The organism is Albidovulum marisflavi (genome assembly GCF_025751435.1).
In the GTDB taxonomy this organism is placed as follows: Bacteria; Pseudomonadota; Alphaproteobacteria; order Rhodobacterales; family Rhodobacteraceae; genus Albidovulum; species Albidovulum marisflavi.
Genome location: NZ_JAOWKY010000006.1, coordinates 210,090 through 232,985 on the forward strand (window position 1 = coordinate 210,090; position 22,896 = coordinate 232,985).

A 22,896-nucleotide genomic window follows, 5' to 3' on the forward strand; every position below is an offset into this window, starting at 1 on the left:
ACTTCGTGCAGATACGGAGGATTCCCATGCCGCTTTCCATGAACCGAGAGGTCTTCATCACCTGTGCCGTGACCGGCTCTGGCTCGACGCAGGACCGCAGCCCCCACGTGCCGCGCAGCCCCGAACAGATCGCGAATTCGGCGATCGACGCGGCCAAGGCCGGCGCCGCCATCGTCCATTGCCACGTGCGCGACCCCGAAACCGGAAAGCCGTCGCGCAAGGTCGAGCTTTACCGCGAAGTGACCGAACGAATCCGCGACGCCAACGTGGACGTGGTGCTGAACCTGACCGCAGGCATGGGCGGCGACATCGTTTTCGGAGGGGTCGAAAATCCGCTGCCGCCGGTTGCCGGAACCGACATGGTCGGTGCGACCGAACGGGTGGCGCACGTGGCGGAGTGCCTGCCAGAAATCTGCACGCTCGACTGCGGCACGATGAACTTCGCCGAGGCCGACTACGTCATGACCAACACGCCCGGCATGCTGCAGGCGATGGGCCGCATGATGACCGAGCTTGGCGTGAAGCCCGAGATCGAAGCCTTCGATACCGGCCACCTCTGGTATGCCAAGCAGCTTGTCGAGGATGGCGTGCTGACCAGCCCCGCGCTGGTGCAGCTTTGCATGGGCGTTCCCTGGGGCGCCCCGGACGACCTGAACACCTTCATGGCGATGGTCAACAACGTGCCGAAGGACTGGACATTCTCGGCCTTCTCGCTTGGCCGCAACCAGATGGCCTATGTCGCGGCCTCGGTTCTTGCCGGCGGCAACGTCCGCGTTGGGCTTGAGGACAATCTCTGGCTGGGCAAGGGGCAGCTTGCGACCAACGCCCAGCTTGTCGAACGTGCAGTGACCATTGTGGAAAACCTGGGTGCCCGCGTGATCAGCCCCGAAGAGGTCCGCGCGAAACTGGGCCTGACGAAACGGGCGCCGAAGGCGCGTTGACCCAGGCTGCCTGAACTGCTCGACGACGGGGCCTTGATGCAGGCCGCGTCGTCGAACGGATCGACATCGTGATCCGCGCACCGAAGAGGAAAATTTTCTCGGGTCTTTGGAACTCATACGCCCCGTGATGGGCGAACCTGGAAAGGACGGCGCACATGGCGCGCAAGGCAGCGATTATCGGAGGTGGGGTTATCGGAGGCGGTTGGGCCGCACGGTTCCTGCTCAATGGTTGGAGCGTTTCGGTCTTTGACCCGGACCCTGAAGCGGAGCGCAAGATCGGCGAAGTGCTGGCCAACGCCCGCGCCGCGCTGCCGGCGCTGTCGGATGTGCCGATGCCTGCCGAAGGCAAGCTCAGCTTTGCGGGCAGCATTACCGAGGCCGTGGAAGGCGCTGAATATATTCAGGAATCCGTCTCGGAACGGTTGGAGTTGAAGCACCGAGTCTTCGCCCAGATCCAACAAGCCAGCCACGGCGTGCCCATCGGATCATCGACCTCGGGGTTCAAGCCGTCGGAACTGCAGGAAAACGCGGCCGACCCCTCGGTCATCTTCGTCGCGCACCCGTTCAACCCGGTCTACCTGCTGCCTTTGGCCGAGGTTGTGCCAAGCGCGAAGTCCGACGCAAAGGTAATTGAAAACGCAAAGGAAATCCTGCGCGAAATCGGGATGTTCCCGCTGCATGTCCGCAAGGAGATCGACGCCCACATCGCCGACCGCTTTCTTGAGGCCGTCTGGCGCGAGGCGCTGTGGCTTGTCAAGGACGGCATCGCCACGACCGAGGAGATCGACGAGGCGATCCGCATGGGCTTCGGCCTGCGTTGGGGGCAGATGGGCCTGTTCGAAACCTACCGCATCGCGGGGGGCGAGGCGGGAATGAAGCACTTCCTTGCGCAGTTCGGCCCCTGCCTGAGCTGGCCCTGGACCAAGCTGATGGACGTGCCGGAGTTCAACGACGAGCTCGTGGACCTGATAGCAGGTCAGTCCGACGCGCAGTCGGGCAAGTATTCCATCCGGGAACTGGAACGCATCCGCGACCAGAACCTGATCGGCTTCATGCGTGCCCTGAAGGAGCGCAACTGGGGCGCGGGCAAGGTGCTGCTCGAGCATGACGCGCGCAGGCGGGCGGCGTTTCACGATGAGGTGGCGGCGGTTTCGGACGCGCCGCTGGTCGTGGCCAACATGCAGGTTCTTCCGGGCTGGATCGACTATAACGGCCACATGACCGAGGCGAAGTATTTGCACGCCGCAACAGAGACTTCGGACGCATTCCTGCGGTTGATTGGGGCGGGCATGGACTATGTCGCAGGCGGACACAGCTACTACACCGCCGAGACCCATATCATGCATTTGGGCGAAGCGAAGCTCGGCGACCGGCTGACTGGATCCTTCCAGGTTCTGTCCATGGACGAAAAGCGCCTGCACGCCATGATCCGCGTCCAGCGCGGCGATACGGTCGTGGCCACGCTGGAACAGATGTTCCTGCATGTGGACATGAAGGCGGGCAAGGCCTGCCCCGCCGCGCCCGAGGTTCTGGAAAAGCTGAGACCCATTGCCAAGGCGCATGAGGCGCTGCCACGTCCCGAGGCCGCCGGTCGTTTCGTCGGCCAGCGCAAGTGAGCGCGCGTGTCGTGATCACGGCCGGTGCCTCGGGCATCGGCCTGGCCATGGCAAAGGCATTTCGGGCGCGTGGTGACCGGGTTTGGGTAACCGACGTCGACGCGTCTGCCTTGTCCGTGGTGCCCCAAGGGATTCTCGCGTCGCGCGTGGATGCCGCGGACGATGGGGAGATGTCTGGGTTTTTCAAGGAAATCAGTGACGTCTGGGGCGGTATTGATGTTCTTTGTGCCAATGCCGGGATCAAGGGGCCGACTGCCGCGATCGAGGATATGGATCTGGCCGAGTGGCGCGACTGCCTGGCTGTGAACCTTGACGGGGCCATGCTCGCGGCCAAGCACGCGGCCCGCATGATGAAGGCCCAGGGGGCAGGGGTGATGACCTTCACGTCGTCCACGGCGGGTCTTTACGGATTTCCCTACCGCGCGCCCTATGCAGCGGCAAAATGGGCGGTGATCGGGCTAATGAAGACCGTGGCAATGGAGCTTGGCCCCTTCGGTATCCGCGCCAACGCCATCTGCCCGGGATCAGTCAACGGCCCGCGCATCGACCGGGTGTTCGAGGCGGAGGCAGCAGCCAAGGGCATGACGCCCGAGGAGGTTCGCGCTGGCTATGCAGCCGGCACCGCGCTTGGCCGGCTGTCAGATGCCGAGGATATCGCCAACATGGCGGTCTTTCTTGCCTCGGACGCGGCGCGGATGGTGTCGGGGCAGGTGATGACGGTCGACGGCTTCACCATCAACCCGGACCCCAAGGTATGAATGGTTCCCCCGCCCAACTGTTCCAGCCGGGCGGGGGTGCCTGCCTATTCCCCGCGGGGGAAGCGCTTGGAGTCCTCAAGGATGTTGAGGTCCATGTGGTTGCGCATGTAGCGCTCCGACGCCTTCTGGAGAGGCTGGTAGTCCCAGGGGAAGTAGTTGCCGTTGCGCAGCGCCTCGTACACGACCCAGCGGCGGGCCTGGCTTTGACGCACCTCTGCGTCGAAGCGGGCAAGGTCCCAGCGGTCTTCGGACCGGGCGCGAAGCCTGGCCAGCGTGTCAGCATGGGCCGGGTCCCCGGCAAGGTTCACAAGCTCCTGCGGGTCGGCCACAAGATCGAAGAGCTGGTCGGGGTCCAAAGCGCAGCGGTTGTACTTCCAGCGCCCGTCGCGCAGCGAAACCAGCGGCGCATAGGACGCCTCGGCCGCGTATTCCATCAGGACCGGCGCGGTGCGTTCCGCCCCGCCCATCAGCGGCAGCAGGCTTTCTCCGTCGGTCCATGGCTTGACCTCGTCCATGCTGACGCCGGCCAGATCGCAAAGCGTGGGCGTCACGTCGATCGTGGAAATGGGCGTGTCGACGCGACGCGCTTCGGCGTTGGTGCCAGCGATCATCAGCGGCACGCGGGCGGACCCCTCGAAGAAGTTCATCTTGAACCACAGCCCGCGTTCGCCAAGCATGTCGCCATGATCGGACACGAAGAGGATGACCGCCTCCTGTCGCGTGGTCTCGAGCGCCTCGAGGATGCCCGCGATCTTGTCGTCGAGGTACGAGATGTTGGCGAAATAAGCACGGCGCGACCGGCGGATGTCGTCCTCGGTGATGGTGAAGTTCTTCCAGTCATTGGCGTCGAAGATGCGCTTGGAGTGGGCATCGTGCGCCTCGTAGGGCATCGCCGGGACCTCGGGCAGAAGGTGTTCGCAGTCCTCGTACAGATCCCAGTATTTCTTGCGTGCGACGTAGGGATCGTGCGGGTGGGTGAAGCTGACGGTCAGGCACCAGGGCCGGTCATCGCCCCCGCGCGCGAGGTCATAGACCTTGCGGGTGGCGTTGTAGGCGACCTCGTCATCATACTCCATCTGGTTGGTGATCTCGGCAACGCCCGCCCCGGTGACCGAACCCATGTTGTGATACCACCAGTCGATACGCTCGCCCGGCTTGCGGTAGTCGGGCGTCCAGCCGAAGTCGGCGGGGTAGATGTCGGTTGTCAGGCGTTCTTCGAATCCGTGAAGCTGGTCGGGTCCGACGAAGTGCATCTTGCCCGACAGGCAGGTCTGATAGCCCGCGCGGCGCAGGTGATGGGCGAAGGTCGGGATGTCCGAGGCGAATTCTGCCGCGTTGTCGTACACGCGCGTGCGCGAGGGCAGCTGGCCCGACATGAAGGATGCACGCCCCGGTGCGCAAAGGGGCGAGCCGGTGTAGGTGTTGGCGAAGCGGACCGAACGCGCCGCCAGTGCCTTCAGCGTCGGCGCGTGCAGCCAGTCCGCCGGGCCATCGGGAAACAGCGTCCCGTTCAGCTGGTCGACCATCAGGATCAGGATGTTTGGCTTGGCCATGGTTTTCCTCGGAAGTATCTAGCTTTCCCATTAAAGCAGGATATAGTGCGGTTAGAAAAGTCAATGATTTTCTGTAAGTGTCATAAAGGGCATTTATGATGAAGTTTGACCTGGGAGCCCTTGATGTCGTTGCCGCGGTGGTCCGGAATGGGTCGCTGACGCGGGCAGCGGCGGCATTGGGCATGAGCCAGCCCGCTGTCAGCTATCAGTTGCGCAAGATCGAAGATGGCTTGAAGTGCACGCTGTTCGACAGGTCATCCGATGGGTGCACCCTGACACAGGCCGGTACGATTCTCTGGCGCGCGCTGGATCCCGCCCTGGCCGAGATCGAGGCGGCCGTTGATGAAATCGGCGCACTGGGTGGTGCGCGTGCGCTGCGCATCGTCACCGATTTCGCCTTCGCCGGGTTCTGGCTGATGCCGCGCCTGGGGGAGTTCCGGCTTTCCCAACCCGACTTGCAGGTGCAGATCGTCGCCACGCAGTCACCCGGCATGCCCCGAAAGGATGAGGTGGCCATTCGGTTCGGTACGGCGGCGGCGATGCCCGCGACGGCGCGCCTGCTGATGCCGGAACGCGTGATGCCTGTCTGTGCGCCCGGCCACCCCGCCGCTGTGAACGGGCCGCAAGGGGCCACGCTGATCCACCTTGAGGCGCATGAAGGCGCGCAGTGGATGACCTGGGGCAAGTGGTTCGCTGCGACGGGGCAGACCTATCGCGCGGGGCCGGGCGACATTCGACTCAACACGTACGATTTCGTCATTCAGGCGGCAGTCCATGGTCAGGGCGTGGCGCTTGGGTGGCTGCCGCTGATCGCGTCACAGATGGCTGAAGGGACATTGGTGCCGGCAGGAAAGGCCGTCGATCTTGGCGACAGGGGTTACTGGCTGGTCGAGGGGCCTGGACAATCGGTTCAGGATTTCGCGGGCTGGCTTTCCAAGGTGCTGCGCCGCTCGGACGACGCATCCCTTGCCGGTCCGAGATCCGGGAACAGCGCCGCGATGGGGGGCAAATGAAGACGCTTGAGAAGTTTCCGCGCGAGATATTCGAAACCCCGGACATGGGGATCGTGCTGGCCGACGGCTGCCGGTTATCTGCGCGGGTGTGGATGCCGGTCGATGCGACCGAACATCCGGTTCCGGCGGTGCTGGAGTACATCCCGTATCGCAAGCGCGACATGACCCTTCCGCGCGACGAACTGATGCACCCCTATTTCGCGGGCCACGGCTACGCCGCCGTGCGGGTCGACATGCGCGGTTGTGGCGACAGCGAAGGGCTGATCGAGGACGAATACACCGAACAGGAACTGTCGGACGCCTGCGAGGTGATCGCCTGGCTTGCCGCTCAACCCTGGTGCAGCGGCGCGGTCGCCATGATGGGAAAAAGCTGGGGCGGTTTTAACTGTCTGCAGACCGCGATGCGGCGGCCTCCCGCGCTGAAGGCCGTTGTGACGGTCTGTTCGACCGTGGATCGCTTCGCCGACGACATCCACTACAAGGGTGGATGCCTTCTGGGCGAAAACTTCGGCTGGACGGCGCAGATGATGTCCTATGCCTCGCGTCCGCCCGATCCGATGCTGGCGGGAAACTCGTGGCGCGACACCTGGCTTGAACGGCTTGAGGCCCAGCCGTTCCTCGCGGAACGCTGGTTCCGGCATCAGCGCCGCGACGATTACTGGAAGCACGGCTCGCTGTGCGAGGATTACGGATCGGTCACGGCGCCGGTCCTGTCCTTTGGCGGGTGGGCCGACAACTACATGAACACGGTTTCGCACCTGCTCGAACACCTGAAGGTCCCGGTCAAGGGAATCGTCGGTCCCTGGGTCCACCAGTACCCGCACACCGCGCTGCCCGGTCCCGCGATCGGCTTCCTGCAAGAGGCGCTGCGCTGGTGGGACCGCTGGCTGAAGGATGTACCGAACGGGGCGGAGGACGATCCTGCCTATCGCGCCTACATGCTGCATTCCGCGCCGCCCGATGCAAATTCGGCATTCCGCTCCGGCCACTGGGTGGCCGAGTCGTCGTGGCCGACCGACCGCGTGACACGGCGAATGATGCCGCTGTCGGCGGGCGGCGTGCTGGGCGGGCAGGCGGGGGCGCTGTCGGTGCCCGTGCGGACACCGCAGCACCTGGGACTTCACGCGGGTGAGTTCTTTCCGATGGGTGGCAACGGCGAGATGCCGGGCGATCAGGCGACCGAGGATGCGCTGTCGATCTGCTTCGACAGCGCGCCGCTGGAAGCGCCGCTTGACCTTCTGGGGGCTGCGGTCCTTAGACTTCGTGTGTCATCCGACAAACCCCGCGCCTTTGTCGTGGCCCGGTTGTGCGACGTCGCGCCGGACGGAAGTGCGGTCCGGATCTGCCACGGGATGCTGAACCTGTGCCATCGTGACAGCATGGAGTTTCCCGGCGACCTTCCGGTCGGGCAAGAGGTGGACGTCGCATTCGCGCTGGACCAGATGGGTTATCGGCTGTCCGAGGGTCACCGTCTGCGGCTGGCTCTGTCCACGACCTACTGGCCCTTCGTCTGGCCAAGCGCGGAGTCCGCGACGCTGACATTGACGGGCGGGTCGCTGGATCTGCCGGTTCACATGGGTAGCACTGGCGACGAATGGGCGTTCCCGGAAGCGGAGGCGGCCCCGGGTTGGGCCCACCGGGTGATCCGCCCCGAAGCATACGTCCGCAGGGTTGAGCATGACATCATCACCGGCCGCCGCACCCTTGTGATGGAAGCCGACGGAGGCGATTGCGAGAACCTCGATCACGGCTGGACCTTCGGCGACACCGTGCGAGAGCGGTGGAGCATAGATCCCGTGGATCCGCTGTCGGCGCGCCTGGAAATAGAATGGGAACAAAGACTTGCGCGTGGCGCGGATTGGTCGGCGCGAACCGAAATCAGCGCCCGAATGACCGCCGGGCATGAGGTGTTTCATCTAAGCGCCACGCTGCGCGCCTGGGAGGGGACCCAGGAAGTGTTTCACCGGGATTTCAACGCCGAGATCCCGCGTGATCATGTATGAACGAGTGGCGCGGTGCAGGATCGGAATTTTTTGTTTGACCCGAACGCCTGAGCCGACATTATTGACTCAACAATCAACAAAACCTCTAGGGAGAAGAGAATGAAAGACGAACTCGCCATCCTGCTCGACCGCTTGGACGCAATGGGGATCACCCGTCGCGGCTTCATGGGTCGCGCTGCGGCCTTCGGCGTCGCGACCGCTCTGGGCACGACAGCCATGGGCGGCGCTGCCTTCGCGCAGGAACCCAAGCGCGGCGGCATCCTCAAGATGGGCCTATACGGCGGTGAGACCACCGATACGCTTGATCCGGGTCTGGCCGACAGCCCGGTGCCGTTCTCGATCAACCGCCAGTGGGGCGACACGGTCGTGAACGTGACCGCCGACGGGCAGATCGAACCCGCCCTGGCCGAAAGCTATTCCGTCAGCGACGATGGCAAGGTCTGGACCTTCGCGATCCGTCAGGGCGTCAAGTTCCACGACGGCTCAGACATGACGGCCGAGGATGTTGCGGCCACCTTCCGCCGCCACTCCGATGAAAACTCCAAGTCCGGCGCGCTTGGCATCATGCAGGGCATCGCCAGCATCGAGGTCGACGGCCAGAATGTCGTGCTGACGATGGACACGGGCAACGCCGACCTTCCCTACCTCCTGTCCGACTACCACCTGCTGATCCAGCCCGGCGGCGGCGTCGACAACCCGACCGCAGCCATCGGGACGGGCCCCTACAAGGTCGTGTCGGCGGAGCCGGGCGTCCGCTACGTGTTCGAGCGGAACGCAGACGACTGGAACCAGGACCGCGGCTACTATGACGGCGTCGAGATCATCGTGATCAACGATTCGACGGCACGGACGGCGGCGCTTCAGTCCGGCCAGGTCCACATGATCAACCGGATCGACCCGAAGGTGGCGAAGCTGCTGTCGCGCGCGCCGGGCGTGAATGTCACCAACGTCTCGGGCCGCGGGCACTATGTGTTCATCATGCACACGAACACCGCGCCCTTCGACAACAAGGACCTGCGCAATGCTCTGAAATGGGCGATCAACCGTCAGGAACTGGTCGACAAGATCCTTGACGGGTTCGGCGGCGTCGGTAACGACATCCCGATCAACGCGGCCTATCCGCTGTTCGACGACAGCCTTGAGCAGCGCGAGTACAACCCCGAGAAGGCGGCAGCACTTTACAAGTCGTCGGGACATGACGGCAGCCCGATCGAGCTTCTGGTGGCCGATGGCGCCTTCCCCGGCGCGGTCGACGCCGCGCAGCTGTTCCAGCAGACAGCCCAGGCCGCGGGCATCCCGCTTGAGGTGAAGCGCGTGCCGGACGACGGCTACTGGTCGGACGTCTGGAACGTCAAGCCCTTCTGCGCATCGTATTGGGGTGGGCGTCCGGTGCAGGACCAGATGTATTCGACGGCCTACCTGTCGACCGCAGACTGGAACGACACCAAGTTCAACAACCCGGAGTTCGACGCACTGCTGCTTGAGGCACGCGCCGAGACAGATACCGCCAAGCGCAAGGAGATCTACTCCAAGATGGCGCAGATCCTGTGGGAAGAAGGCGGCCTGATCTGTCCGATGTTCAACGACTTCATCGACGCGCATGGCGATGCCATCGCGGGTTGGCAGGAAGATCCGAACTACGAGATGATGGGTGGTTGGGCTTCGCAGAAGACCTGGTTTGCCTGATAGCGCGACGTGATCTTGTCGCCCGGCCTTGCGGGGCCGGGCGACGCCCTGGGTGTATTTTTTGTTTCGCCCGGGCTGCGCATTTTGTTTGATTGTTGCAAGTCGCTCGTTACCCAATACGAACCAGAACAAGAACCTGACCAGGGGAGGTCCGCATGAACGACGAACTGAGGTACCTGCTTCATCGAACTGCGCAGGGCAAGCACAGCCGCCGCGCGTTTCTAGGGCGGGCCGGGGCGCTTGGGATGTCCGCGGCCATGGCCAACACGCTGCTGGCCGGTGCCGCCCAGGCGCAGGAGCCCAAAAAGGGTGGCATGATCCGCATGGGCATGCAGGGCGGCGAAAGCACGAACACGCTTGACCCGGCGCTCGCGGCTTCAGAGGTTCCCTTTGCCGTGAACATGACCTGGGGCGAGATGCTGACGGACGTCGATGCCGACGGCAATTTGGACTTGCGCATCGCGGAAGAGGTCTCTTCCAGCCCGGATGCCAAGACGTGGATGTTCAAGATCCGCAAGGGTGTCGAATTCCACAACGGCAAGACCGTCACGGCCGAAGATGTGCTGGCCACCATGCAGCGCCATTCGGACGAAAACTCGCAGTCCGGCGCGCTCGGCATCGTGCAGGGCATCGAATCGATGAAGGCCGAGGGTGACATGTTCACTGTCACGCTCGAGTCGCCGAACGCCGACCTTCCCTACCTGATGGGCGACTATCACCTGATCATCCAGCCGAACGGCGGCAAAGACGATCCGGCCGCCGGCATCGGTGCGGGCCCCTACAAGGTGGTGGTCAACGAGCCGGGCGTTCGCCACGGCTTCGAAAAGCACGCCAACTATTGGGACGACAGGATTGGTCACGCGGACCAGACCGAGATCCTGGTCATCAACGATACGACCGCGCGCGTGGCCGCCCTTCAGGCCGGTCAGGTGCACATGATCAACCGTGTGGACCCCAAGGTCTATGGCCTGCTGAAAAAGGCGCCAGGCATCCTCGTGCACGCGACACCAGGCAGGGGACACTATGTCTTCATCATGCACTGCACCGCGGCGCCGTTTGATAACAATGACCTGCGGATGGCGCTGAAGCTGGCGATCAACCGTCAAGAGCTGGTGGACAAGGTTCTGGGTGGTCTCGGTTCGGTCGGAAACGACTTCCCGATCAACTCGGCCTATCCGCTGTTCGACGACACGATCCCGCAGCGGGAATACGATCCCGAGCAGGCGGCGTTCTATTACAAGAAGTCGGGACATGACGGCAGCCCGATCATTCTGCGCACGGCCTCCGGGGCCTTCCCCGGAGCGGTCGAGGCCGCGCAACTATATCAGCAGACGGCCTCTGCGGCAGGGATCCCGCTGGAAATCAAGCGCGAGCCGGATGACGGCTACTGGTCCGATGTCTGGAACGTTCAGCCGTTCTGCGCCTCTTATTGGGGTGGGCGTCCGGTCCAGGATCAGATGTATTCGACGGCCTACCTGTCGACCGCCGAATGGAACGACACCAAGTTCAGCAACGAGAAGTTCGACAGCCTTCTGATCGCGGCGCGGGCGGAACTGGACAACGCCAAGCGCAAGGCCATGTACTCTGAGATGGCCCACATCCTTCGCGACGAGGGCGGGCTGATCTGCCCGATGTTCAACGACTTCGTCGAGGGTGTCAGCGAAACGATCGCGGGGTGGCGTTCCGACCCCAATGGCGAACTGATGAACGGTCGCGCGCACGTCAAGTGCTGGCTGGCCTGAGGCGTATGGAATGCATCCCATCTTGAAACTGGTGGCTCAGCGAGTATCGCTGGGCCTGGTTCTGCTCCTTGCCGCGTCGGCCTTGATCTTCATCGGGGTGGAGCTTCTGCCTGGCGACGTGGCGCAATCCATCCTGGGCCAGTCCGCCACCGAAACCTCGCTTCGCAACCTGCGCGAAGAGCTGGGGTTGAACGAACCGGCACTGACACGCTACTTCAACTGGCTGTTCGCTGCCCTCCAGGGGGATCTTGGCACCGCGCTGACGAACGGACAGAGCATTTCGAAGGCGGTTGGCGAACGGCTGGGCAACACGCTGTTCCTGGCATTCTGGGCGGCGATCATCTCGGTGCCTTTGGCCATCATTCTTGGCCTGATCGCCGTACGCTACCGCAATCGCTGGCCGGACAAGCTGATCTCGGGGATCACGCTTTCCACGATCTCTCTTCCAGAGTTCGTGGCGGGCTATCTGCTGATGTATCTGTTGACCGTTCAGTTTCGGGTCTTTTCGCCGATCTCGACGATCTATGCCGGCATGAGCCTGGGTGAAAAGCTGTCTGCGATCGCGCTGCCGGTGATGGTGCTGGTGTTGGTGGTTCTTGCCCACATGATGCGCATGACGCGCGCTGCGATCCTTAACGTCATGCAGTCCGCCTATATCGAGACGGCAGAACTCAAGGGGCTGCGCCCCTTCGTGATCATCGCGCGCCATGCATTCCCCAATGCGGTCGCGCCGGTGGTGAACGTGGTCATGCTGAACCTTGCCTATCTGGTCGTGGGCGTCGTCGTGGTCGAGGTCGTCTTCGTCTATCCCGGCATGGGGCAGTACCTGGTCGATCACGTGACCAAGCGCGACCTGCCGGTTGTGCAGGCCTGCGGGCTTATCTTCGCGGCGGTCTACATCGGCCTTAACATCATGGCCGATGTGATCTCCATCCTTGCCAACCCGCGACTGAGGCACCCGAAATGAGCCGCATTCCCGTTTCGGCCATGATCGGTCTTATCCTGACCGCGGCCTTCTTCCTCACGGCGATCTTCGCCAATGTCATCGCCCCCTACGGCCTGAACCAGACCGTGGGCGACGTTTGGGAAACCCCCTTCTGGTCAGCTGAGCCCTCGCAGTACCTGCTGGGCACCGACAACATCGGCCGCGATCTGCTAAGCCGCATGATCTACGGCTGCCAGATCACGATCTTTCTGGCCACCGCCGCAACCATCGTCAGCTTCGCCACGGGATCGATCCTCGGCTTCACGGCCGCGGTGCTTGGCGGATGGGTCGATCAGGTGATGTCGCGCATCGTCGATCTGTTCATGTCCCTGCCTTCGCTGATCCTGGCGCTGGTCATCCTGTCGGTGATGCAGGTCACGCTTCCGGTTCTGGTGATCGTGATCGGGCTTCTGGATTCTACCCGTGTCTACCGTCTGTCGCGCGCCGTCGCGGTCGACATCGTGGTCATGGACTATGTCGAGGCCGCGCGCCTTCGGGGCGAAGGCACGCGCTGGATCGTGCTGCGGGAAATCCTGCCCAATGCGCTGTCGCCGCTTGTCGCGGAACTGGGGCTTCGCTTCATCTTCGCGGTGCTGTTCATCTCGACCCTGTCGTTCCTGGGGCTTGGTGTGCAGCCGCCGCTGGCCGACTGGGGCGGGATGGTCAAGGAAAACAAGGAAGGACTGGTCTACGGCATCTCTGCTGCGCTGGTCCCGGCGATAGCCATCGCGGCGCTGGCGATCTCGGTCAACCTGGTGGCGGACTGGATCCTGAACCGCACCACCTCGCTGAAAGGAGGCCGCGGTGCCTGACATTCTCCTGGACGTCCGCAACCTGAAGATCGGGGCGACGGTCTATCCGCCCGGCGAAGCACCGCAGGATATCGAGATCGTGCATGGCGTGTCCTTCACGCTGGAAAAGGGCAAGGTCCTTGGCCTGATCGGGGAGTCCGGCGCCGGCAAGTCGACCATTGGGCTTTCCTCGATGGCCTATGGCCGCGGCGGGGTGCGCATCACCGGTGGCGAGGTATTCGTGAATGGCCGCGATATTCTGAGGATGCGCGCAGCTGGACTGCGCGCGCTGCGCGGGCATGAAGTCACCTACGTCGCCCAGTCCGCGGCGGCCGCCTTCAACCCGGCCAAGAAGATCATGGACCAGGTGATCGAGACCACGCTGATGCACGGCCTGGCCAGCCGGGCGGAGGCCGAAAAGCGCGCGGTGACACTGTTCAAGAAGCTTGGACTGCCGAACCCCGAAACCTTCGGCAACCGCTATCCGCACCAGGTTTCCGGCGGGCAGCTGCAACGGGCGATGACCGCGATGGCGCTATGTCCCGAGCCTGATCTGGTCGTCTTCGACGAGCCGACCACGGCGCTGGACGTGACCACCCAGATTGACGTCCTTGCTGCGATCAAGGAGGCGATTCACGCGACCGGAGTCGCCGCGCTGTACATCACGCACGATCTGGCTGTCGTTGCGCAGGTGTCGGACGACATCATGGTTCTGCGCCACGGAAAGACCGTTGAATACGGGACGGTGAGCCAGATCATCGAGACCCCGAAGGAAGAGTATACACAAGCGCTTGTTTCGGTTCACGCCATATTGCACGAGGAAAAGAAACCTGCGGGCGAACCTCTGCTGAAGGTCGAAAACGTCACCGCGCGCTACAAGGGCACCAAGTTCGACGTTCTCAAGAATGTCAGCGTCGAGCTTTACCCCGGTCAGACTCTGGCCGTGGTGGGCGAAAGCGGATCGGGAAAATCGACGCTTGCGCGCGCGATCACCGGCCTGCTTCCGCCTTCCAAGGGGCGCATCAGCTTTGCCGGTCGGGAACTGTCGGCGGAACTCAAGGACCGCAAGCGTGAGGATCTGCGCGAGTTGCAGATGATCTACCAGATGGCCGACGTTGCGATGAACCCGCGCCACACCGTCGGAACGATCATTGGCCGCCCGCTTGAGTTCTACTTTGGCCTGAAAGGCGAGGCAAAGCGCAAGCGCGTCCAGGAGTTGCTGGACGAGATCGAGATGGGCAAGGGTTTCATCGATCGTTATCCGGCAGAGCTTTCGGGCGGGCAGAAGCAGCGCGTCTGCATCGCGCGCGCGCTGGCGGCCAAGCCCAAGTTGATCATCTGCGACGAGGTGACATCGGCCCTTGACCCGCTGGTTGCCGCGGGGATCCTGCGGCTCTTGCTGGAACTGCAAAGGATCGAGGGCGTCGCCTACCTGTTCATCACCCACGATCTTGCGACGGTAAAGTCCATCGCGGATTCCATTGCGGTCATGTACCAGGGCGCGGTCCAGCGCTACGGCGGCAAGACCGACGTGCTGACGCCGCCCTTCGACGACTATACCGACCTGTTGCTGTCGTCGGTTCCAGAGATGAAGCTCGGCTGGCTGGAGCATGTGTTGGCCCACCGCCGAATGGAGAGTGCGGGAAATTGAGCCACAACAAACTGCTGCTCATCATCCTTGATGGGGTTCCCTACGCCAACTGGCGCAGGCTTTTCGGCAACCTTGAGGGCTGGGTGGAGGCAGGGGAGGCGCGCGTCTGGCGGATGCGGTCGGTTCTGCCGTCGACCTCGGCCTGCTGCTATGCCTCGATCCACACCGGGCTTGTGCCCCAGGTCCACCGGATCTGGGACAACGCCGACATACGGCGGCTTGAGTTTCCCGACATCTTTTCAGAGGCGACCAAGGCCGGCCTGAAAACCGGGGCCGTGACCCACAGCTACTGGTCGGAGTTCTTCAACCGTGCCCCCTTCGATGTGGTCCGCGACATCGAGTACGACGAGCCCGACGGACCGATCACGCACGGCCGCTTTCACACGATGCATGGCTACGGCAACATCAACCAGATGACACCCGCCGACTATGACCTGTTCGGCACGCTGACGCGGCTGTGCGAGTTCAAAGGCATCGACTACGGCCTCCTGCATACATGCACGCTGGATAGCATGGGGCACCGTTTCTACCACGACTGCGAAGAGATGGACAACGCCTGCGCCAAGATGGACGGGACGCTCGCGCCCTTTGTCGACCGCTGGCGCAGCGCCGGGTACGAGGTGATCGTGACCGCCGACCACGGGCAGGACGCGCGTGGCCATCACGGTGGAACGGGGCCTGATCAGCGCGATTTTGCCTTGTACTACTTCGGTTCGGCCGAGGGGCCGTCACCGGACGTCGTGCTGGACCAGCTTGCGCTTGCGCCGACGGTGCTCAACCGGCTGGGCGTGCCGATCCCCGAGACGATGAGGGCCGCGCCCTTCCTGGCCTGAGGGGGCTAGAACCTGGGACCGAACCAGCGCCGCCGCCGGGGGGCCGCCATGGTCGCGGTGAGCGATGGCAGCGGCCTGCGTGAGGGCGTGATCAGTATCGCGGTCAGCACAAGCGCGCCGGCCAGCACCTCACGCAGGCCGACCGCTTCGCCGAAGGCCAGCCAACCCACCGCAAACATCGTGGGAAGTTCGATGCTGCCGAGCGCGGCGGCCTTCGCGCCGCCGATCTTCGGCACGAAGACGGTGTACAGAATCTGGGGGATCAGCGCCGAAAACAGGCCCAGCGACAGCGCCAGCATCCACTGGTCAGAGGTTGAGGGCAGCACCGCCTCGGTCGGATAGGTCAGGATCAGCGGCACCAGACCTGAGGCCGAGCCGATGGCAAAGATGCCGATGCGCGACACGGGTGGCAACACATGAAGCTTGCGCGCCAGAACGTTGATCGAAATGCCGAATGCCAAGGGCGCCGCCAGCGCGAATACGATCGCGAGCAGCGCCACCGGCGCGGCGGAGCCGGTAGAGCGGGCCGCAAGCCCGGCAGCCAGAAGGATCAGGGCGCCGCCGGCCGCGGCCCTCAGGCTGGGCCGGTCGGAAAACAGAAGCCAGCCCACGACCAGCGTGAACAGCGGATAGGTCATGTAAAGGACACCCGCCGCCGACACCGGCATCAGCGTCAGCGCCTTGACATAGCCGACCCATCCAAGCCCCACGGCCAGTCCCGAAAAATAGCCCCAAAGGCTCGCCTTGCCCTGCTCGCCTTTCAGCTTGAGAAAAGGCAGAAACGCTATGGCGGGAAACATGTAGCGGAAGAACGCGATGGCGGGTGGCGCTATTCCCGCTTCGGTCAGGCTGCGGGCAAAGAATGGCACGCAGCCGAAAAAGATCGTGGAGATGCCTACGGCGACGATGCCCACCATCGGAATGTCGGTCCAGCCGATCCGAGGAGCGGGCGCTTCGCTCATCGGATTTCGGGCAAGGGGAACTCGCCGCGGCCGAATGCGGCAATTGCGCCGGTGATCCGGTCGAAGGCGGCTGCGGCTTGCGGCGACATGTGCCGCGCGCGCAGGAAGCCATGGACAAGGCCAGGTGCGATTTCGCAGTGAGCGCGCCCGCCCGCCGCTGCGATGCGGGATGCGTAGTCTGGGCTGTCATCGCAAAGCGGATCACACTCGGCCGCCAGCAGGAATGCAGGCGGAAGGCCGGCGAAGTCGGTATCCGCCAAGGGCGCCGCGGTCGGGTCGCCCTTCGTGGACTGCCCCTCTGGCATGCGGATATCGCGGTAGAAGACCATGTCATCGCGGGTCAGCAAGGGGGCCTGCGCATGGGTCGCGTAGCTTCCGGTAGTGCCGATCGTATCTGCAAACGCGCCGTAGATCAGAACCTTCCCGATCAGGGGGACCCCGCTTCCGCGCAGTGCGTGGGCTGTCGCGGCGGCAAGGTTTGCACCTGCGCTGTCGCCGGCAAGGATGATCGAGCCGCCATGCGCCTGGTGGATCGCGCGGGTGGCGTTGCGGCAATCCTCGAAAGCGGCGGGATGGCGGTGTTCGGGTGCAAGACGGTAATCGACGGAGACGACGCGGTAGCCGGTCCTGGCGCATATCTCGGCGCAGACATCGTCGTGGCTTTCCAGCCCGCCGACGACATATCCGCCGCCGTGAAAGTAGACGACCGTGACATCGGCATCACCGCAAAGGTATTCCCGGCAGGGTACGCCCGCATGGCTGCGGTCGGTCGTCGTGACGCCCGGCGGGTGGGGCACGCGGAAGCTCGCGCACATGGCATCGTAGACTCTGCGCTGATCCTCGATCGAGAAGCTGGCGGTGTCGTCGGGATAGCTGGCCTGGGTCTTGCGGATGAAGGCCCAGATCTCGTCGGATATCAGCTTCGCGTAGTCGGTCATCGGCACCCCATATACAGGTGAGTTTCGGTAGCGTTCGCGCTGGTTTCTAGCGCGATTGCGACATCGCACCGGCGGAAGAATGCAGTTCCGGCGCGTATCCCGCGGAAAGTGTCGCGACGATGGGGGCAGGCGTAAGAACGGCGGCGTCGCCTGTGCCTGGGCGGGGCAGGGCGGCGGCATACCCTCCGGCGGTCCAGGGCAGCAGATGCGGGCCAAGCACAAGCGCAGGCCCGTTGGTCAGGCGCACCATGGCGCCGTCGGGCAGGCCCTGCCACGGTGCACGATGCACGAGTTTCTCGTGAGTGCGCGGTCGGATCCGCGCGGTGTGCAGCATCCGGTCGATCTCTGGTGCGCGCGGGTCATCGCCAAGTCTGGCACGGGCCCAGGCCGCCCGAAACCTGTTGTAATCGGCCCGGCGGCATTCGGCGCAAGGTCGGTGCCCTGCGGCAAGCGCCGTCGCCTCGTCCAGAAAGAAAAGCTCGGTGTAGTGGCCGGGGCTCATGACCTTGCGCTGACGTCCCTTGAAAGAGGTCAGGCAGCAGATCCAGGCGCGCAGCCGGAATGGCGTGACGATCCGGCCCTCCGCGTCGTGCAGGATGCCCCTGTTGCCCATGAACATCCCGCGCGTGGGGACGGCGATGATCTGACCCTCGGGCGTGACGCGGTTCTGTCGGGCCATCAGCGCATCCGCAGCGCACCATCCAGGCGGATGACCTCGCCGTTCAGGTATCCGCACTCGACGATGAAGCGGGCAAGCGCCGCGTACTCGGCCGGATCGCCCAACCGCTTGGGAAAGGTCACCTCGGCGGCAAGGCTGTCCTGCACGTCCTCCGGCAACCCTTTCATCATGGGCGTTGCGAAGATACCGGGCGCGATGGCGCAGACGCGAATGCCAAGCGATGCCAGGTCACGGGCGGCTGGCAGGGTCAATCCGACGATCCCGCCCTTGGACGCGGCGTAGGCGGCCTGTCCCTTTTGTCCGTCGAACGCGGCGATCGAGGCGGTGTTGACGATTACCCCCCGTTCCTCTCCAGGGTTCTGCGCCATTTCTGCCGATGCCAGTCGCATCGTGTTGAAGCTTCCCGTCAGGTTTATGTCGATGGTGCGGCGGAAGGTCTCTAGCGCGTGCGGACCATCGCGTCCGGCGATGCGTTCACCCGTCGCGATGCCGGCGCAATTCACCAGCACATGAAGAGCGCCCGCGCCAAAGTTCCTTGCCGCCGCGATGCCGCCTGCGACCGAGCTTTCGTCTGTAACGTCGACCTGGGCAAAGCAGCCTCCGATTTCGCGGGCTAGCTGGGAACCGCGTTCTTCGTCGCGGTCGAAAAGCGTGACCCGCGCGCCCGCGACCGCGAATGCGCGTGCGGTCGCCGCGCCCAGCCCCGATGCCGCACCCGTTACGATTGCCGATTTCCCTTCAAGCTGCATCCGCGCTTTCGCTCCTTAAATGAACAGGCGTTCAAAAAATGAGACTAATACCGCCGGCGCTGTCTGTCCATAGCGGCGGCTTTCGGCCGACACGTGATCGTGATCGGCACGAACTGGCCTGCCGGGGGCGGTCTCTGGCTTGCGATCCGGCGCGTCTTCGGACGGCCGTTGGCAATCGCGCCAAGTGATCTAGGTGAGAGTGTATCGCAGCGGCAGGACGTGAGTTTCTGGCGTTGCGACACAATGAGCAGACAGGAGAACGAAATGAGAAAGCTCGCTTACGTTGCCCTTGCCGCCTCTGTTGCGGCTGCGGCACCCGCCTTTGCCGGCGGACTTTCAGAGCCTGTTTCCGAGCCCGTAATTCAGCCTGTCGTTCCCATGGCGACCGGCGCTGACTGGACGGGTGCCTACGTCACCGGCCGGCTCGGATATGGCGATGTCAGCGATCCGTCTGACGGAAACGGCATGACCTACGGTATCGGCGGTGGCTACGATTGGGACCTTGGCGACTGGGTCGTTGGTGTTGCCGGGAACTACGACGCTACCGACATCGACCTTGATGCCACCGGGGATTCGGTGGATTCCATCGCCCGGCTTGGCGTTCGTGCGGGCCGTGACTTTGGCAACACCCTGGTTTATGCGACCGCGGGTGCAGCCCGGGCCGACGCGACCATCGGTGGCGCCGATCTGAGCGACAACGGCTGGTACGCCGGCATCGGCATGGACTACGCGCTGACCGACCGCATGACGGTTGGCGGCGAAATCCTGACCAACCGCTTCAATGATTTCGACGGTACGGGATCGGACCTGCGGGCCACCACGGCAGCCGTGAACCTGGGCTTCAGGTTCTAGGGCCGGCAAGTCCGTAAATCGGCGGGGGGCTCAGGCCCCCTGTCACCATTTTCCACTTGAGCCGCCGCCCGAGGACCGGCCGCCGCCAAATTTTGCGGCCGACTCTTTCTTGCGTGTGATGCGGGAAATCGATCTTTCGGTTTCGTCGCTCCAGTCACAGGACGGGCAAGTGGTTCTTATCCTTTCGATCCCGCCTTGCTGTTCCGTGGCGTGTCGCAACGTATGACGGTGCCGGAGCAGTCCTCGCCGTCCGCAGTTGGGGCAGGCGCGCAGCCTCTGGCCGAAATCGAAGAGGCGACGGCGCAGCAGGTAAAGCGCAACAAGGAACACTGCGACCAAAGGCACCAGCTTCGGCGTTGGAAACGGCGTTTCCGGAAGCGGGCCAAGATTGGCGGCCCGTCGGCGCGCGATCCGTTTGTCGATCTCTGCCACGCCGCGTTCCATGCCCGCGCCGTAGTCTCCGGCGCGAAACGAGGGCAGGAACGAGCGGGTGACGATGTCCTGCGCGATGGTGTCGAAATCCTGGCTGTAGGCTGATCCCAGCTCCACCCTCATTTCCCTGTCATCGATCACAACAAGGATCAAGATGCCGTCATTGCGCTCGGCCGATCCTATTCCCCAGCTGTTGAACAGGCCGGTCGCGAAGGTCTCTAGCGGCATGTCTGGTGCATATGGGCCACGGGACGCCAGCGTCAGAACCGTTGCCTCCACGCTGGTTTCGGCCTTCAGGCGCGCAAGTTCGTCGCGGATCCGTTGTTCGACAACGGGATTGATGACTTCGGCAAGGTCGTTAACGAAAAGGTCGGAATATGCGGGATAAACCTCGGACCGCAAAGGTCCGATGGTGGCAGCGAAGACGAAAGAGAAGATGAGAAACAGGCGCGACATCGGGAAACTCCGGGGAGGGGCCCTTACCTTCACACCGAATGAAAGGAATTCAAAGGTCTGCGCACATCGGTGGCGGGTCGCGCAAAATGTTGCATTTTGATCAAGTGTCCAAGTTTTTGCTCGGTTGGTCGAACTTTTGCCGGGTTTGGCCGTATAACGAAACTGATTTTCGACTTGCTTTGGAGCGTACAGTGAGCCTCAAGAGTACTTTCATGCGTGGCGCGATGGTCGCCGCAGCCTTCCTTCTCGCCGGGTGTGCAGCCTCATTTTACACGCGCTACGATGCCCCTGTCGCGGCAGAGGTGTCCAGGAACTGGCGCCTGGCCGATGTGCGCGTGACCGTGCCGGACGAACTTGTCGTATCCGAGGCGAAATCGCTTTTCCCCCATGCTGATATCGTGTGGCGCGAAGATCCCGAGGGTGATCGCAAGGCCCAGGTGGCGGCAATCGTCAAGAACGCGGCCACCATCGCAGGTCGCGGTCTGAAGGGCGGCCAACCCGTCATCATCGACATTTCGCTTGCCCGCTTCCACGCGCTGACGTTCGAGGCTGAGACCCGGCTTTCAAACGCCGGGGTTCACAACATCGAATTCACGGCCCAGGTGGTCGACGCCCGGACTGGCGCCGTTCTGTTCGGCCCCAAGTTTATCGAAGCCGCGCTTCCCGCGCTGGCTGGGCAGCAGATGAAGGATGCTCGTGCCCGGGGGGAGACGCAGAGATCCCAGATCACCGCGCACCTGGTCGAGACCTTCCGCGGCTGGCTGAACATCGGCTCGGATCCCCGGAGCGAATTCCAGCGTCTGGGCGGATGAAACGGCCCAAGTGGTGATGAAAAGCCCGGTTCAACCACCGGGCTTTTTCTTTTGGAACTGATGGTCAGCGCTCACGCGGTCACAGTCAGCGTTTCGGCAAATGCCAGCAGGCGCGTCAGCGCGTCCCTGAAGGCGTCGTCGGAAACCGTCATTGCAATCCGGACATGTCCCGCCGCGGCCGACCCGAAGCTTTCGCCGGGCATGACGGCGATCCGTTCGGCCTCAAGCAGGCGTGAGGCGAAGTCAAAGCCCGAAAGCCCGGTCGCACGCACATCGAGCATGACGAACATCGCCCCACCCGAAGGAACCAGGCGAAACTTGTTCGAACCCGCAAACGCGTCCAGTGCGATCTGGCGGCGGCGGCGGAACGGCGCGCCGATCCTTACTTCGAAGTCGGAGCCGAGGCCCAGGGCGAACAGGCCGGCGTCCATGATGAAGCCCGGAATACCGTAGGTCGTGTTCGTCGCCAGGTCTGCGACGGCCGACACGATCTCTTCCGGGGCGACAAGCCAGCCGATGCGCGACCCCGTCATTGCATGGCTTTTCGACAGCGACCCGATGACGATCGTCCGGTCGGCCATGCCAGGCAGGGTACGAGGACTCAGATGCTCGCCCGACCAGATCTGGGTGTCGTAGACCTCGTCCGATATCAGCCAAAGGTCACGATCCAGTACAACCCGGGCGATGCCCTCCAGCGTCGCGCGGGAATAGACCACGCCCGTCGGATTGTTCGGCGTGTTGATCAAAAGGGTGCGCGCATTGTCCGCAAGGGATGCAATCGCATCCGGTTCCGGCTGAAAGCCGTTTTCCGGCAAGGTGGGCACGGCGACATCCGTCGCGCCGGTCGCGCGGATCGTCGCGGGGTAGGTGGCGTAGTAGGGGTCGCAGTAAAGCCCGCGGCATCCGGCATCCAGCGTGACCATATGCGCCGCGAACAGGGCGGCCTGACCGCCAGGCGTAACGATCACATTTTCGGGCCGGGTCCGCACGCCCGTCCGCGCCTCGACCCTTTCGGCGATGGCGCGGCGAAGCACGGGTTTGCCCGCGCCGATCGTGTAACCGGTGTTGCCCGCCCGCGCGCTTTCGTACATGGCGCCAAGGATGGCGGGATCGGTGCTGACATCGTGCTCGCCGATGGTCAGGTTGATCACCTGAACGCCGGCGGCTCTGAGGTCGCGCGCGGCGTAATAGATCTCCCAGCCGTCGGACCCGTGCCCGGCCATGTGTGTCACGCGTTGTGCAAGCTTCATGGGCGCCTCCTTGAAACCGGGCGCAGCCGATCACGGAACCCGGCAAAGCGCAAGTCCCGGCGCAAAGATGCGCGCTTGGCAGGCTTTGTGAAATGCGTTACTCAGTCGGCATGGAACGCCCCCCAATTCACTGCACCACCTGCATTACCGGCTGACATCGTCAGGCGGGCGGTTCCCTGTTTTCAACTCAAAGA

Annotated in this window: 20 protein-coding genes; 13 read left to right on the forward strand and 7 right to left on the reverse strand. The window is 63.6% G+C overall.

The window, feature by feature from the left end:
* Positions 1-26: 26 nt before the first annotated feature.
* From OEW28_RS18195 to OEW28_RS18205, 3 genes are all read left to right on the forward strand, one after another.
* Positions 27-941, forward strand: a complete 915-nt coding sequence (locus OEW28_RS18195) for a beta-keto acid cleavage family enzyme (RefSeq protein ID WP_263736220.1) — start codon at positions 27-29, stop codon at positions 939-941.
* 155 nt (positions 942-1,096) lie between these two features.
* The gene (locus tag OEW28_RS18200; RefSeq protein WP_263736221.1) at positions 1,097-2,557 is read left to right on the forward strand and encodes a carnitine 3-dehydrogenase; all 1,461 of its coding nucleotides are present in this window, start codon (positions 1,097-1,099) and stop codon (positions 2,555-2,557) included.
* A gap of 47 nt (positions 2,558-2,604) precedes the next feature.
* Entirely contained in the window at positions 2,605-3,315 is a 711-nt protein-coding gene (locus OEW28_RS18205; RefSeq protein WP_412174815.1) for an SDR family oxidoreductase, read from the forward strand.
* A gap of 44 nt (positions 3,316-3,359) precedes the next feature.
* Here the strand turns inward: OEW28_RS18205 and betC are convergent, their stop codons facing one another.
* A complete protein-coding gene (betC, locus tag OEW28_RS18210; protein WP_263736223.1) occupies positions 3,360-4,868 on the reverse strand; it encodes a choline-sulfatase in 1,509 nt (502 codons plus the stop codon).
* Positions 4,869-4,966: 98 nt separating this feature from the next.
* On the opposite strand from betC, the gene OEW28_RS18215 reads away from it, so the two are divergent.
* The 8 genes from OEW28_RS18215 (at position 4,967) to OEW28_RS18250 (ending at position 15,572) form a co-directional block, all read left to right on the forward strand.
* On the forward strand, positions 4,967-5,881 hold the full coding sequence (locus OEW28_RS18215; protein WP_263736224.1) for a LysR substrate-binding domain-containing protein: 915 nt from the start codon (positions 4,967-4,969) through the stop codon (positions 5,879-5,881).
* A complete protein-coding gene (locus OEW28_RS18220) occupies positions 5,878-7,884 on the forward strand; it encodes a CocE/NonD family hydrolase (RefSeq protein WP_263736225.1) in 2,007 nt (668 codons plus the stop codon). The genes OEW28_RS18215 and OEW28_RS18220 overlap by 4 nt, the downstream gene beginning before the upstream one ends.
* 99 nt (positions 7,885-7,983) lie before the next feature.
* Entirely contained in the window at positions 7,984-9,570 is a 1,587-nt protein-coding gene (locus OEW28_RS18225) for an ABC transporter substrate-binding protein (RefSeq protein WP_263736226.1), read from the forward strand.
* 155 nt (positions 9,571-9,725) lie between these two features.
* The gene (locus tag OEW28_RS18230) at positions 9,726-11,312 is read left to right on the forward strand and encodes an ABC transporter substrate-binding protein (RefSeq protein WP_263736227.1); all 1,587 of its coding nucleotides are present in this window, start codon (positions 9,726-9,728) and stop codon (positions 11,310-11,312) included.
* Between the two features lie 10 nt (positions 11,313-11,322).
* Positions 11,323-12,279 (forward strand): ABC transporter permease, encoded by a 957-nt coding sequence (locus OEW28_RS18235; protein WP_263736228.1) that lies wholly within the window; start codon positions 11,323-11,325, stop codon positions 12,277-12,279.
* Positions 12,276-13,109 (forward strand): ABC transporter permease, encoded by an 834-nt coding sequence (locus OEW28_RS18240; protein WP_263736229.1) that lies wholly within the window; start codon positions 12,276-12,278, stop codon positions 13,107-13,109. The genes OEW28_RS18235 and OEW28_RS18240 overlap by 4 nt, the downstream gene beginning before the upstream one ends.
* Complete coding sequence (locus OEW28_RS18245; RefSeq protein WP_263736230.1) at positions 13,102-14,739, forward strand: ABC transporter ATP-binding protein; 1,638 nt, start codon at positions 13,102-13,104, stop codon at positions 14,737-14,739. Before OEW28_RS18240 ends, OEW28_RS18245 begins: the two co-directional genes overlap by 8 nt.
* Complete coding sequence (locus OEW28_RS18250; RefSeq protein ID WP_263736231.1) at positions 14,736-15,572, forward strand: alkaline phosphatase family protein; 837 nt, start codon at positions 14,736-14,738, stop codon at positions 15,570-15,572. The genes OEW28_RS18245 and OEW28_RS18250 overlap by 4 nt, the downstream gene beginning before the upstream one ends.
* A gap of 5 nt (positions 15,573-15,577) precedes the next feature.
* Here the strand turns inward: OEW28_RS18250 and OEW28_RS18255 are convergent, their stop codons facing one another.
* The 4 genes from OEW28_RS18255 to OEW28_RS18270 are packed head-to-tail and all read right to left on the reverse strand — an operon-like array spanning position 15,578 to position 18,900.
* Positions 15,578-16,534 (reverse strand): DMT family transporter, encoded by a 957-nt coding sequence (locus OEW28_RS18255; RefSeq protein WP_263736232.1) that lies wholly within the window; start codon positions 16,532-16,534, stop codon positions 15,578-15,580.
* On the reverse strand, positions 16,531-17,472 hold the full coding sequence (locus tag OEW28_RS18260; RefSeq protein WP_263736233.1) for an alpha/beta hydrolase: 942 nt from the start codon (positions 17,470-17,472) through the stop codon (positions 16,531-16,533). The genes OEW28_RS18255 and OEW28_RS18260 overlap by 4 nt, the downstream gene beginning before the upstream one ends.
* Before the next feature lie 46 nt (positions 17,473-17,518).
* Positions 17,519-18,151 (reverse strand): hypothetical protein, encoded by a 633-nt coding sequence (locus tag OEW28_RS18265; RefSeq protein WP_263736234.1) that lies wholly within the window; start codon positions 18,149-18,151, stop codon positions 17,519-17,521.
* Complete coding sequence (locus OEW28_RS18270; protein WP_263736235.1) at positions 18,151-18,900, reverse strand: SDR family NAD(P)-dependent oxidoreductase; 750 nt, start codon at positions 18,898-18,900, stop codon at positions 18,151-18,153. The genes OEW28_RS18265 and OEW28_RS18270 overlap by 1 nt, the downstream gene beginning before the upstream one ends.
* A 264-nt stretch (positions 18,901-19,164) precedes the next feature.
* Between OEW28_RS18270 and OEW28_RS18275 the strand changes: the two genes are divergently transcribed.
* Positions 19,165-19,752, forward strand: coding sequence for an outer membrane protein (locus OEW28_RS18275; RefSeq protein ID WP_263736236.1), 588 nt, complete (start codon positions 19,165-19,167; stop codon positions 19,750-19,752).
* Positions 19,753-19,794: 42 nt separating this feature from the next.
* Here the strand turns inward: OEW28_RS18275 and OEW28_RS18280 are convergent, their stop codons facing one another.
* The gene (locus tag OEW28_RS18280) at positions 19,795-20,640 is read right to left on the reverse strand and encodes a TPM domain-containing protein (RefSeq protein WP_263736237.1); all 846 of its coding nucleotides are present in this window, start codon (positions 20,638-20,640) and stop codon (positions 19,795-19,797) included.
* Positions 20,641-20,831: 191 nt separating this feature from the next.
* On the opposite strand from OEW28_RS18280, the gene OEW28_RS18285 reads away from it, so the two are divergent.
* Complete coding sequence (locus OEW28_RS18285) at positions 20,832-21,452, forward strand: DUF6778 family protein (RefSeq protein ID WP_263736238.1); 621 nt, start codon at positions 20,832-20,834, stop codon at positions 21,450-21,452.
* Between the two features lie 71 nt (positions 21,453-21,523).
* On the opposite strand, the gene OEW28_RS18290 is transcribed toward OEW28_RS18285, so the two are convergent.
* Complete coding sequence (locus tag OEW28_RS18290; RefSeq protein ID WP_263736239.1) at positions 21,524-22,702, reverse strand: pyridoxal phosphate-dependent aminotransferase; 1,179 nt, start codon at positions 22,700-22,702, stop codon at positions 21,524-21,526.
* Positions 22,703-22,896: the final 194 nt, after the last annotated feature.